The 13,658-nt window shown below is 33.6% G+C and carries 9 protein-coding genes and 1 pseudogene; 6 read left to right on the top strand and 4 right to left on the bottom strand.

The window, feature by feature from the left end:
• Positions 1-135 precede the first annotated feature (135 nt).
• The 3 genes from ACVYAD_RS05170 to ACVYAD_RS05160 all read right to left on the bottom strand — a co-directional run bounded on the left by ACVYAD_RS05170 (position 136) and on the right by ACVYAD_RS05160 (position 5,269).
• The gene (locus tag ACVYAD_RS05170; protein ID WP_476425052.1) at positions 136-1,221 is read right to left on the bottom strand and encodes an EAL domain-containing protein; all 1,086 of its coding nucleotides are present in this window, start codon (positions 1,219-1,221) and stop codon (positions 136-138) included.
• A gap of 386 nt (positions 1,222-1,607) precedes the next feature.
• The gene (locus ACVYAD_RS05165; RefSeq protein WP_476425050.1) at positions 1,608-3,317 is read right to left on the bottom strand and encodes a methyl-accepting chemotaxis protein; all 1,710 of its coding nucleotides are present in this window, start codon (positions 3,315-3,317) and stop codon (positions 1,608-1,610) included.
• Between the two features lie 677 nt (positions 3,318-3,994).
• Positions 3,995-5,269, bottom strand: a complete 1,275-nt coding sequence (locus ACVYAD_RS05160) for a cation:dicarboxylate symporter family transporter (protein WP_386827771.1) — start codon at positions 5,267-5,269, stop codon at positions 3,995-3,997.
• Positions 5,270-6,210: 941 nt separating this feature from the next.
• Here ACVYAD_RS05160 and ACVYAD_RS05155 point away from each other — a divergent pair.
• The 6 genes and pseudogenes from ACVYAD_RS05155 (at position 6,211) to ACVYAD_RS05130 (ending at position 12,462) form a co-directional block, all read left to right on the top strand.
• Positions 6,211-6,681 carry a hypothetical protein gene (locus ACVYAD_RS05155; RefSeq protein WP_476425048.1) on the top strand — a complete coding sequence of 157 codons (471 nt, stop codon included), beginning with the start codon at positions 6,211-6,213 and terminating at the stop codon, positions 6,679-6,681.
• Positions 6,674-7,336, top strand: a complete 663-nt coding sequence (locus ACVYAD_RS05150) for a hypothetical protein (protein WP_476425046.1) — start codon at positions 6,674-6,676, stop codon at positions 7,334-7,336. The genes ACVYAD_RS05155 and ACVYAD_RS05150 overlap by 8 nt, the downstream gene beginning before the upstream one ends.
• A 373-nt stretch (positions 7,337-7,709) precedes the next feature.
• Positions 7,710-8,633 carry a peptidylprolyl isomerase gene (locus tag ACVYAD_RS05145; RefSeq protein WP_476425044.1) on the top strand — a complete coding sequence of 308 codons (924 nt, stop codon included), beginning with the start codon at positions 7,710-7,712 and terminating at the stop codon, positions 8,631-8,633.
• 741 nt (positions 8,634-9,374) lie between these two features.
• The gene (locus ACVYAD_RS05140; protein ID WP_349662284.1) at positions 9,375-9,893 is read left to right on the top strand and encodes a sigma-70 family RNA polymerase sigma factor; all 519 of its coding nucleotides are present in this window, start codon (positions 9,375-9,377) and stop codon (positions 9,891-9,893) included.
• Complete coding sequence (rsiV, locus tag ACVYAD_RS05135) at positions 9,886-10,779, top strand: anti-sigma-V factor RsiV (RefSeq protein WP_476425042.1); 894 nt, start codon at positions 9,886-9,888, stop codon at positions 10,777-10,779. Before ACVYAD_RS05140 ends, rsiV begins: the two co-directional genes overlap by 8 nt.
• A 459-nt stretch (positions 10,780-11,238) precedes the next feature.
• Positions 11,239-12,462: pseudogene (locus ACVYAD_RS05130) on the top strand (IS110 family RNA-guided transposase).
• 365 nt (positions 12,463-12,827) lie between these two features.
• Here ACVYAD_RS05130 and ACVYAD_RS05125 read toward each other — a convergent pair.
• Positions 12,828-13,235 (bottom strand): YugN family protein, encoded by a 408-nt coding sequence (locus ACVYAD_RS05125; RefSeq protein ID WP_349659520.1) that lies wholly within the window; start codon positions 13,233-13,235, stop codon positions 12,828-12,830.
• Positions 13,236-13,658: the final 423 nt, after the last annotated feature.

Raw genomic sequence — 13,658 nt, 5'->3', positions numbered from 1 at the left:
TTGTACCTAATTTTTGAGGAAAAAATAGTTTTGGAGAATTACTTCAAAACTATTAACCTGTGAAGTTAATTGCTTTTGGTTATATAAAATCAGATGTAGTTCCAATATTTAAACTAAAAAATAGATAGTAATAGTCTATCTAATCTCATTCATAAATATTGACAAATCATTCATAGTTAGTGGTTTAGATATGTAAAAACCTTGTATAGAATCATATTCTGCTTCTGATAAGGAATTAAGCTGTTCAACACTTTCTACGCCTTCTATGATAACCTTTAGATTTAAAGCTTTGATAAACTTTGTTAGCATTTCAATTACCTTTTTATTTGATTGCCCACTAATAAACAACCTATCGAGCTTCACCCCGTCAAGGGGGAATAAGGAGATATATTGAAAATTCAGATTTCCTGAACCAAAATCATCAATAAATACAATATGACCACGATCACGAATAATTTTTAAATTTTCTATTGCTTTTGCTTCTATCCCATTTAGCGTTTCCTCAGTTAATTCAAAAGCAATTCGGCTATTGTTATTAAAATTAATTTCATTAAGATGTTCGATTAGCCAAGATATATCTTTTATTAATGAATCTGTTAGATTAATAGAGACATAAACTATATCATTATACCTTTTCAACAAATCAACAGCTTTATTAATAATATTTTTGGTTAATTTTATCAAACTCTCTATATCTAAAATCGGAATAAATATACCTGGTGATATTGAATTGAGTTCTTCGCACTTCCATCTACTTAGTGCTTCAAAGGATACTTGTGTATTATTGTGTAATATCGGTTGAAAAACGATTTCAAACTCATCCGTTAAAAAACCTTTATGTGAAATGTACTCTTTTATCGCATTACTATTCGTGTTTTGCAAATAGACTTGTCTAACATAATTTAAGGCTGGAAGTCTTCTATCTTGAACAGATAGATAATGTATCTTCAAATATTCAATATTTGATAAATCTTGAATAATCAAATGAGCTTGCGACTGAACATTACAAACTAATATATATTCCTTATCAAATACTCTATAACATTCAACTTCTGTTTGATACATAGCTAATTTCATCTTAACCACATCTATACATTTAGAAGTATTCAAGTTATGCCAACTTGAAATAGTAATATATACTAAAGTGAAAGATTTTTTATCTTCAATACTTTTTAACACAGACTTTCGATTTGATTCAAATTTTGTTATCCCAGTCTCCATCCTAATTCCTCCAATAGGGCAGCTTACTCCTCCATTTTCTATCAAAAATTCGTTCTTTTTTAAATATTTTATAAAGCTAATCTGTAGTTAGCATGAATTTAATGTGAAGTTTACCTGTAGTATCAATTAATGTTTTAAAGTACAAAATACAGAATTTATGCTAGCTCTATAAGTCATCTCAATCATAGTAGCAGATTGTTCTTCTGCCGATTTTTAAAACAAGTTGTGAATAACTTGAAGACTGGTCGATAACTCTTTTGTCATCTTCCTAATAAATAATTCCATTTTCACATCTCCTTCGAAAAAACCTAAACTTAAACAAACAAATTTACTTTTTCAACAACTATTAGCAGATCTTTGTCCTTTGAGATTATAATTCGTCATCTTTATACTTTAAACATATTCGTTTTTTCTTGTAAGTCTTCCGCCATTTTAGAAAGTGCCGAAGTAGATGCAGTAATTTCCTGCATAGAGGCTAATTGTTCTTCCGTAGCCGCTGAAATATTTTGTGTCCCTTCTGCGGCGCTTTGGGCGATTCCATTAATTTGTCCCATGGATTTGGACATTTGATCTGCACCTGCAACCATCTGTTCTACAGAACTAGAAACTTCATGAATTTGAACTGAGACCTCGTTAATGGCATGTTGAATTTTCTCAAATGATTCACCTGCGCTGTTCACATTATTAATACCCGTTTTCACTTCATTCGTAGTGAACTGCATGGAGTCTACCGCTTTACTCGTTTCGCCTTGAATTCTTATAATAAGCTCAGAAATTCTCAGCGCCGATGCCGATGATTCTTCTGCCAATTTTCGCACTTCTTCCGAAACTACCGCAAAGCCTTTCCCATGTTCGCCTGCTCTTGCTGCTTCTATCGCTGCATTTAATGCCAGTAGATTGGTTTGTGCTGCAATACTTGTAATAACTTCAACGATATCTCCAATCTCAGCTGAACGCTCACCTAGACCACTAATAACATCACTTAAACTACCAATAGTTGTTTGAATCGAGTTCATTTGTAGAACTGCATTTTGAATAATATCATTTCCATCTACAGAAAGTTGTTTTGCTTGTGTTACTGCCTCTGATACGTTAGTAGAATTTTTAGCTATTGTTCGGACATTTTCTACCATATGATCGACAACATCCGATGTTTCTATAATCGTTCTAACCTGGTTATCTGAGCCGCTTGCTACCTCTAACGTAACAGATGCAATATGTTCACTTGCCTCACTCGTTTGTTCCGCACTTGCCGAAAGCTCAACCGAAAATGCTGCCATCTGTTCAGACGATTGTTGCACCTGACCAATTAGATCCCGTAATTGAGCAATCATGTGGCCGAAAGTAGACGTTAAGACGCCTAGCTCATCCTTTGAATCATAGTCTACACTAAAATTTAATTCCCCAGCCTCTGCTCGTTGAACAGCATATTTTAATTTTTCAATTGGAGAAATTAGATATTTTCGTACACCGATAAAACCGATTGCCACAAACAAAATTCCTAATACAATTGAAATAATTAGAGAGTTTGTAATCCCTTCATTTGCCTCAGCCTTACTTTCCATATTCAAAATACTTGCATTTTTTTTATTCAATTCTGTCAGCTCTAGTCCTTTTGACATAATTTCGTCAAGTACAGGCTCAGCACTTGAATTAAAGAGCTTTATTGCTTCATCATTCTTATTAGCAAGACTTAACTGAAAGACTTGCTCCATGCTTTCTTTAAAACTTGGATATAGCTGAATTAATTCACTTATTATTTTATCCTCATCCGATTGCATTTTGGCTGCTTCAAGTATTTTAAGATTCTTTTCATTATTTTGAAACGCATCAGTTACTTCATTTTTAATTTGAGTAATAGTTGTTTCATCTGTAAGAAGTAAAGAACGATACATATCTGATTCAATAATTCGATTATTAAGTCGATAATCCGATAAAACAATACTTGGTTCAAGACGATTTATAAAAATATTCTCTGTTGTATTCTCCAACTTTTTCATAGTAATATATCCACTTACTTGGATAAGAGCAACCGTTAAAATTGCTATAGACATTAATAAAACTAGCTTATTAAAAATGGATAGATTACGAAGCAAGGTTCATACCCCCCCTTTTTGAATTCAATCATTTAGTTTGCATTGCATGGATTTTTTCGCCAATGTTTTGTGTAATTGATGATGTCATCGTAAACGATATACCTATAGAAGTAATGGCTACCAATATAAAATTCTAACTTTTCTGTTTTTTCTCAATATTCTCCCTCTTTATCAAGTTATCATATGACACATCTTTACACAAATCTACAAAAAATTTACCTATAATAATACATTTCAAGTAAATTTACTATATATAATCACTTCTTTTTCTCTTTAAGCACATCAAAATCACAATTAAGTATTATATTAGTAACCACTTTTAATAAAACTATTAAAACTAAATTTCATATTTTAACTGTTGTTTATAGCCTAGTCTTTATATAACTTCTTCTGGATATTGAGCTATATATATCTAAAAAAAACACTTCAGATGCATATGTTTCCTCTCAAGATACATTAAGCAGTTAGAGATGATGCTTTATTTTAAGCCTTAAGCATTTCAAGTAAATAATATTAACGATTTTCCTTTCCTTGCTTTAACATCAGAACTAACTCTATCCCCATAGAAAAAACACCTCCACGTTGATCTGATAAGGTGCAATATAACCATTTTTCAACGAAAGGTGTTTTTATTTGTTGTTTTTAGGCCCATGTAATGCAATCCATTGTGATGGATTTTATGCTAAATTTTCATTTTCTTTAAAGTAATTTTTCATTTTGTCTGTATCGAAACGGCCTTCCCATTTCGCCATTACTAATGACGCAAGTGAGTTACCAATTACGTTAACGACTGTACGTCCCATATCAAGGATACGATCGATACCTGCGATAAATGCTAAACCTTCAAGTGGAATACCGACAGTTCCTAAAGTTGCTAGAAGTACAACGAAGGATACTCCTGGAACACCTGCAATCCCTTTAGATGTAACCATTAATACAAGCATTAACGTAATTTGTTCACCAATGCTTAGGTGAATACCGTACATTTGAGCAATAAATAATGCAGCAATAGCTTGGTACAGTGTAGAACCATCTAAGTTAAAGGAGTAACCTGTTGGGATAACAAAGGATACAATATCCTTTGGAGCACCTAATTTCTCCATTTTCAACATAATTCGTGGTAACACAGCTTCAGAACTTGCCGTTGAGAACGCTAAAATCAGCTCATCTTTTAGTACTTTAATTAAGAAGAGGATACTAACACCTGCGAATTTTGCAACAAGCGCAAGAACGACAAATATAAAGAATAGCATTGTTGCGTAAACAAGTATAGCTAGTTTAGCTAGTGGTATCAGAGAAGCGAATCCGTATTTAGAAACGGTTACACCGATTAAACCAAATACCCCAAGTGGAGCGAATTTCATTACGAGGTTCGTTACCCAGAACATAGCGTCTGCTACTCCTTGGAAGAAGTCTAATACTGGTTTTCCTCGTTCGCCAATGGCAGCAACCCCTAAACCAAAAATAACTGAGAAGAAGATGATAGCAAGCATATCGCCTTCACCCATTGACTGAATGATATTTGTCGGGACAATGCCTACAATAATATCAAACGGTCCTTCATGCTGTACTTCTTCAGTAGTTGTAACGTATTTCGAAATATCTCCTTGAGAAAGCTCGTTCATGTTCAGACCTGCGCCAGGTTGGAATATGTTTGCGGAAAGTAAACCAACTACAATTGCTACTGTTGTAATAATTTCAAAGTAAATAATTGATTTCCCGCCCAAACGTCCAAGCTGTTTCATGTCTCCAGTTCCAGCTACACCAACGATTAAAGTCGAAATAATAATCGGCACAACAATCATCTTAATTAGATGAAGGAAAATATCGCCTAAAGGTTGTAAATATGTTTCGATTTTTGGGCTTCCGTAAAAGATACCACCAACAATAATCCCTAAAATCAAACCAACTAAAATTTGAGTCGCTAAACTGATTCTAAATTTCTTCTTCAAAAATTTCGTACCTCCTAGTATTAATTTTTTTGGGGTCGTGCCTTATAGTACAAGTTACTTATAAAATCCGACAAAATCCGATTAAAAATTAATTTATTTTTAAGAAATATCTGAATATAACACCCGATTGATTTCTTCATATCATCTTTATTTGCCGATTTTCATGAGTATCGAGTGCATAATTTCGAATAGTGACAGGTACTTTATTAGTTGGTCCTATTTTCGAGTAAATTCGGGTGCTACTGAGATACAAGTTGAAAGAAGTGTAGTTTTAGATTACTAGAATTATAAACAACAAGCTGCCATACAAACCCTACTGACTATCCCTCCTTCCATTTCCCATTCCCCTTTCACATCAAGTCCAAAATCGAGAAAAACTCTTCAGCGGCTGAGAGATCATTTACGATTACACCCACATTATATATTCTTTGAACCTTCAAATTTCACACCTCCATTGTTTCTGTTATTTTGCATAATCACCCAGATAGAAAAATTTCCTTTTTGAAGTAGTTTTACAAAACAATCCATTCCATCCAGTAAAACTATGACGCTCGTTAAGCCAGTTATAAAACGGTACTGGACGCTCTCTATTTGCTGCTTCTTCTATCAGATGATTAATTAATCGACTTCTAATCTAAACGCTCAACAGCCTTCTTGCTGGTAAACGCATTTACATGCTGTGCCTCAAGATCATTTGTCATCAAAAAAGACAGATTCACAAAAGAATTTTGCCATATTTTCATTCTATCTACCCTTATTTCTTTATATCGTGGGGAAAATTGGACCATCTATCACGAATTGATCTTATGTTCTCTTCTTTAATTTTTAAAACTTTTTTAAAATAATTAACTTTTTTCAATGGTAAATCGTCTAATTATTGGTACCAATTAATTTTTAAAATGCAAGGAGAAATAAAAATGAAATAACCGAAAAAAACTTGGATGATTGCTTCTGCACTTACTATAGGAATGGCTGTTCTAACTCCCCTGCAAGTAGGAGCTACATCTGCTGAAAAAACAATCGAAGCATCAGTTCAAAAGGAACAACAAATTAAAGGGGCTATTAAAGATTTCTTTCCCCATTATGGAATGAACCTTAAAGGACAAGATGGTAAAAAATATTTTATTAGTTTTAGTAATTTTTCTACTGAACAGCTAGAAAAAATGAGCTTAGTAGAAGGACAAGAAATCTCTGTAGAAGGTAATGTTGTAGAAGATTATAATGACTTCAATACATTTGAAGCTTATAAAAAAGAACTACCTAAAGAGGTAACAAAAGAAGATTTAGCAAAATTAGAAAAAATGTTTAACGAAATGAAGCAGTTAGAAAAGGAAACAAATAAAAGTGATTATTCAATTGAAGAGATAGATAAGAAACTTCAACAAATAGAGAAAATTGTTGACGATGTATAAAATACAAAAGCCATATATATTAGCTAATTGGCAGCCAAAATCAGTTGATGAATTTATAGAAGAAGAATACGGTTTTAATGAAAGTAACATAGTTATTAAAGAAAACGATAAAAAACAGCTTAAAGCTATTTATGAAGAATGGGTAAAGCTTGAAAAAAGCGGTGATGAAGACAAGGCTAACAAAAAATATGAAGAGTTTGATAAAATCCTTGCACCATATTTAGATGAACTATACCCACCACAAACTTTTGAAGAAACTTTAGATGGCCTAGAATCAGTAATCCCTGCTGAAACTTTATCAAAACTAAAAACAATTTTTGAGGATGCTCGAAAAGCAGATAAGGATGAAAATGAAGAATTGTCTGAAAAGCTATGGAATGAATTTTATGAAATCCTGGGTCAATTCTATAATCCTCCAACATTTGAAGAATACATGGCTGACTTTGAATTTGAAGTTAGTGAAGCAGATAGCAAACAATTAAAACAGCTTTATGAAGAAATCTTAACTCTTGATAAAAAAGAAGAACAAAAAAATGCTGAAAAATGGGAAGAGTTTTTCAATATTTTAGACCCATATTTTAAAGCAAATGAAGAAATTCTTATCTCAACTTCTAAATTAACGATAAACGGCCAAGACTATTTTCCACAACATTAACCAATCCGTCTTTCAAGTTATCAGCTAAAGGTAAGCTATCCATGAAATTTAAAAACTAACGCTTCACCACAAAGAATGAAAATGGATACCCCTGTTTATACTGTTTTCTTCGCCTGGGCGAAAAAAGTCAGCACACTACAGTGCTATAGATTCATCTGTTATTTTGGCTAAAATACTTCGGTGCAACACAGACTATCGCAGCCTATATGGATAGCACTTATGAGAGATTCATCTATTTAATTACTCACACCTTATATACAAATCGCGCTTTTCATTGCTGAGAAAAAATAAATGATCTAATGATTGTCCTGAAATATAATTAGCTAGGTTTTTGTTTTACAACTGCAACAACAAGAAATTAGGAGAGAATTCCATGAAAAAAACAGTAATAACATTCACACTCGCAGTATCAGTTCTTGCATTAGGCGCTTGTAGTTATGATTCAGCAACTAATGACGAAGTAATCGCTACTTCTAAAGTTGGTGATGTCACTCAAAATGATTTATATGAAGAAATGAAAGCATCTTCGGGAAATCGAGCATTTCAACTTCTAATGATTAAAAAAGTACTATCAGCGAAATATAAAGTGACAGAAGATGAAGTAAACGCTCAATTAGAAGCTGACAAAAAGCAATTAGGCGATGACTTCGAAAACGCCCTTGCACAACAAAGTCACACAGAATCTTCGTACAAAAAATCCCTAGAACTTAAATTGATGTATGAAAAGGCATTAGTTGAAGATGTGGAAGTAACAGAAGATGAAATTAAAGCTGAATACGAAAATATCAAAAATGAAATCCAAGCTCGTCATATAGTAGTAAAAGATGAAGAGACTGCTAAAAAGGTGAAAGCAGAACTTGAATCTGGAAAAGATTTTACAAAAGTTGCGAAATCGTATTCTATTGAACAAGAAGCACAAACAACTGGTGGGGATTTAGGTTGGTTTAACAAAGCAACTAATATGGATCAACAGTTTTTAAAAGGTGCTTTCGCATTGAAAAAAAATGTTATCAGCGATCCAATTCAATCTAGCTTTGGCTATCATATCATCGAAGTAACGGACAAGCGTGAGATTAAAGAATCATACAAAGATAAAAAAGGCGAGCTTGAAAAACAATTAAAGCTAGCAAAAGTGGATAATTCAACGCTATTAACAAAAGTAGCAAAAATGATGAAAGATGCTGATATTAAGATTAAAGATGAAGATTTAAAAACTGCGTTAGATGAGTTTTTAGCTGCTGCTAAAACAGGTACAACGACTGAAGATGCAGATACATCAACAAAAGAAAGTAAATAATTATTCATACAAAAAGCGTAAGGGCATAAGCCTTTACACTTTTTGTATGCTTTAAGAAATAATAAAATCTATTACATGTGGATTACTCTACAAGTGATTCTTCTTCCAGACTCCACCGCCTTGCTTCCTGCGCAAGCTCTAACAAAATCGCTTGTGGTGGCTGAGGAGTTGCCTCCTTGCTTTTGATGTTTTTCAAATGTAGGTTTATAAAACGAACGGTTTTCTAATGAAAATAAACGTTCAGTAAACTATCCAGTATTTGTTTTGTCTAATGCAATCTGGATCTTTAATCCTTGTCCGAACAGTACGTATCTTCTCCTTTTTCCTAAGTAATCCAATTATTAAATCAGCATATACATCCAATTTTTCTTTTGAAATAACAAAGTCTGAATAAATTTTCTCTAAATTCCCCAACTATACACCTAAAAAATAGGTTTTGTTTAGAGCATAGACTAAAAAAGTTTTTTTCGAGATAAAATTGAACTAGTTTACTTATCAAAAGGTATACTTTGCTGCATAAATACAAACTTAGACTTTTGTATAAGTGAAAGCTCTAACTATTCCAATAGAACGGCACTCTAACATTATACAAAATTATTACATAATAGGGATTTACATTACAATAGTTCCTATAAGGATTTTGGTATTCCATTTTATTCACAAACTATCAACTCCCCCCCTTTCACCCGTCTAATAGTAGTATACAATTTGAAAAAATGTTAAAAAGGAGTTTCTTTATACATGAAAACAAGAAATACATTTCAACATGAAGAGGTGTTTGTCCAGTTAATTCGTGAACAGAAAGAGCGTTTTTATTTGCTCGCGTATAGCTATACGAAAAATGAACAGGACGCACTTGATGTTGTACAAGACAGTATTCAAAAAGCAATGCTTTCTCTAGATCGACTAGAAAATGTCGAGTATCTGAAAAGCTTTTTTTATAAAACCTTGGTACGTACAGCCATTGATTTTTTACGTAAGCATAAACGTTTACAGGTGACAGACGATGATACATTGCAATATTTAACACCTGCACAAGAGGATGTCTATGAAAATGTTGATTTAGAACATGCGTTGGACGAGTTACCCCAAATATATCGCGAAGTTGTCATTTTACACTATTTCGAAGATTTAAAGCTCGCTGATGTTGCTAATATTCTGAATATTAAACTGAGTACTGCTAAAGCTCGTCTTTATAAATCGTTAAAACTCTTGAAAATACAACTGCAAGATGTGAAGGGGGAAACAGCACATGGATGAAAAATTAAAAGAATTAGAAAAGCAATATAATGAAATACCTATCCCAAAAGAGCTTGATTTTGTGGTTGAAAATGCACTTAAGCAAGGTAAAAAGAAGAAAAAAAATCGAGCACCTCAATGGTTACTTGGATCTTCTGCGGCTGCTATGCTTCTTACAGCTGGTTTAAATGTCAGTCCTGCAATGGCACGTACACTTTCTGAAATTCCAGTAGTTGGTAGTATTATCACGGTATTAACATGGACTGAATATGAAGTAGCTGAAGACACATACGATGCAAACATTAAAGTACCTTCTATTGAAAACCTAGAAAATAAAGAACTTTCAAATGCTTTAAATGAAAAATATCGTTCAGAAGGTAAGGCTCTATATGATAACTTTCTTCCTAATGTTGCTAATATAAAAGCAAATGGAGGTGGTGTTTTAGGTGTTGATAGCGGTTATGAAGTGAAAACCGATAATGACCAAATCTTATCAGTCGGTCGCTATACGACCACTACAATTGCATCGTCTTCTACAGTTATGCACTATGACACAATAGATAAAAAAAATGAAATTCTAATTACATTACCAATGCTATTTAAAGATGACAATTATATTAAAACTATCAGTGAAAACATTAAGGAACAAATGCGGGAACAAATGGCTATACCTAACCCAAGAAAAGTGTACTGGGTAAAAGGCGCAGGTCTATCAGATGAAGAATTTATGGATTATGACTTTACAGCCATTAACGCAGAACAGCAATTTTATATTACTGATAAAGGTAAACTTGTAATCTCCTTCGATGAATATGAAGTAGCGCCTGGCTATATGGGTGTAGTGGAATTCGAAATCCCAACCGATGTCATAAAAAATGATCTTGTAAATACTAAATATATTCATTAAATTGGAGTAGAGAATTGCAATTTTTAAATAAAAAACATTCTTTAAAAAGAGTATACATAAAATAACCAAATATTCCGATAAAACAAAAAATCCCGGATTTAAAATTAATTGATTACCTTGGCTTTGTTCTTACTTTCATAGAACCGTTTAAGCAATGTGATAATAAGAAAACTCCAGTTGCAGTAAGACTAAATATAGAGAATGACATTATATCAAACATACTAACATTAGTAGTACAAACCAAGGCCATGGTTTGTGCTACTATTTTTTTATAGTAGAAGTGAAGAAAAGCCGATAAGCCTCTGGGACCATTTGTGAGTCCGTATATAAAACCGGCTAACTTCATGCCCTTATATGAATCAGTTTAGTATGTTGGGTCCTAAGAGATCGTGTATAAGAAAGTGGAATCGATAAGGTACTTTGAAGGCTTCTATGATTGGTCAAAAGGAGAAGAATGAGATGAAACATGTCATTGCGTTAGATGTCAGTAAAGGAAAAAGTACCGTTGCGATTTATGATGGTCACCACCAATGTGAGTTTGAAGGTGTGCTACATCATACACGGGGTGATTTTGAGCGATTACACGAACGCATGGAAGAGATGACAAAGCAAGATGGACAAGAGCCAGATATCGTATTTGAAGCAACAGGCATCTATTCAAAACCTGTCGAAGCGTTTTTCAAAGATTACGGCTATGCATACTGCCGCATGAATCCTCTTGAAGCGAATTTACAGATGGCAACGATGCGTCGCAATAAAACCGATATCAGTGATGCCCATGAACTCGCGAAGACACATTTCAAAATGGAACGCGAAACAACGTACATACAAGACGATTATTATGAACAGATGCGTGCACTGACTCGTTATTACGATGAAATTGACGAAGAAATCATTTTACTCAAAAGTAGAATGCATGCCATTTTACAGCTGAGTTTTCCAGAATTAGAAAAGCTGATTACACCGAGTTCAGCACTATTTTTAAATATTGTACAACTATATCCGCATCCCGCACTTTTACAGGCCCATTCAAAAACGATTATTAAAAATCGTTTAAAGGTCAATACGCGAAAAAACCTATCGCTAATGCGTGCGGAGGCTAAAGCTATTACATTATTAGAAGCAGCTGAAAATAGTTACCCGGCGATTAAACCCACAGATATTCGTTGTGATCAAGTACGAGATTACGCAGCTCGCATTACGGATTTACTAGAGAAGAAAGATACGCTTGTGAAACAGAAGGTGGAATTGTCGGAAGGACGAAAAGAATATCTAGTATTTCGTTCGATTCCCGGGATTGGCGATTCAACGGCGTGCCGATTAATTGGAGAGATTGGTGACATCCGCCGCTTTCAAAATGCGAAAAAACTGAACGCTTACACAGGCATTGATATTATGCGGTACCAGTCTGGGAATACGCAATATCGAGACAGGATTAATAAACGAGGGAACAAACATTTACGGAAGATTTTATATTTTATGGTGTGCGCCATGCTTATGGCTAAAGGAAAACCGAATCATTTTGTGGACTATTACTACAAATAAAAAAAGCAACCTCAGAGGAAGCCTCATAAGGTTGCGATCATCGCCTGCATCAATAAGTTTCTGAAAGTGACATTTCAGTTACTGACGCGTGGCATTCTTTACGATTATGAGTCCGCACTACCAGCTCAGAAATCGTAATCACCTACATAGAACTATAGCATAATGACCTTTCGAAAAAAATAAAAATCGTCAGGTCTTTTTGGTGTTTCTAAAAATGAGTGTTAGTGGTGAGGGATATCCCTCACCACTAACACTCATAAAAATATAAATTAAATTATTCTTTAAATAAGGTTGACTAATCGTAAGAAAGAGGCTGGGACAAAAAGATTTTAGCCAATAAAAAAACCGAACTATATACAGAACGCTCATTTTGTGTTTTGTATTAATTCAGGTTTCATTATTGCTTTGTAAATTTTTCAAAAAAATTATCCGGCTTTGATATGTCCCAGCCTCTTCATTCATTTTATACGGTTAAATACATCGATTTTAAAAAATAGACCTCATTACATACAGCTAATAAACTTTTTTATAGCTTCTTCTCCCGCATGTACCCATTTATTTTTATTCCTAATGTAACCGTCTTTATCAAGAGGTTCTTGAAATTGGTTAATTCCCGTGGTACTCAATAAAGAATTTTTATCCATATCCAAACCAATATTTACAACATGCTTTATAACGTATGGTTTACTGAAAATAATGGATGAATCGTATTGGTCGAGCTCTCCTTCCAAAACTGAAAATGGAACTCTTAAGTAAATGGTTTCTCCTCCTTCTCTCCACAAAATGGAATCAAAACATCCCCGATCATAATCCCAATTTCCCCCCAATGTATATCCTAGTTCTTTAATTCGGTAATTAATATAGCCAAAAGTAGTCCTCTTTCCTTCAAGCTCCGTTTGTAACTCTAACAATACATTCCCTCCCGGCTTAAAATACTTATTACCATTCTTATCAAAAAAATACATACGTATTCAAACTAATCAAAACAATAAATAGGCCAAAAAAGCTTAAACAAAATATTTTTATAGATTTCAATTATAAAAGTTTTTTCAAAAAATCCGCTTTCCTTTATACAGGAAAAACGGACAGATGCCATACGTTTTTAGTTAGTTGTATGTTCTAATGTGCAAATTCTAGCAAGGGAATGATCTATAACTGCCTATATTCCTTCGACTCATTGTCACGAAGTCTATTCGCTACATGGCATGGGATATGAAGCGTGGATCAGCAAATTTATGCTACAAACGATACAAGGAAGACGTAGAACAAGTAGGAGGCGTAATTTATTGCCTGTCGCGATTGGTCTTGTGATTACAACCATTGTGGCAGTATTT

The sequence above is a fragment of the Lysinibacillus sp. G1-3 genome (assembly GCF_056322905.1).
The sequence above is the reverse complement of the archived record's forward strand: the minus strand, read 5'-3'. Positions and strand labels throughout refer to the sequence as shown.

Excerpts from the sequence above, each read along its gene's own strand:
- rsiV (WP_476425042.1), top strand. The coding sequence starts at position 9,886 with ATGGATGAAAAATTAAAAGAATTAGAAAAGCAATATAATGAAATACCT.
- ACVYAD_RS05155 (WP_476425048.1), top strand. The coding sequence starts at position 6,211 with ATGATTGCTTCTGCACTTACTATAGGAATGGCTGTTCTAACTCCCCTG.
- ACVYAD_RS05145 (WP_476425044.1), top strand. The coding sequence starts at position 7,710 with ATGAAAAAAACAGTAATAACATTCACACTCGCAGTATCAGTTCTTGCA.
- ACVYAD_RS05150 (WP_476425046.1), top strand. The coding sequence starts at position 6,674 with ATGTATAAAATACAAAAGCCATATATATTAGCTAATTGGCAGCCAAAA.
- ACVYAD_RS05140 (WP_349662284.1), top strand. The coding sequence starts at position 9,375 with ATGAAAACAAGAAATACATTTCAACATGAAGAGGTGTTTGTCCAGTTA.
- ACVYAD_RS05170 (WP_476425052.1), bottom strand. The coding sequence starts at position 1,221 with ATGGAGACTGGGATAACAAAATTTGAATCAAATCGAAAGTCTGTGTTA.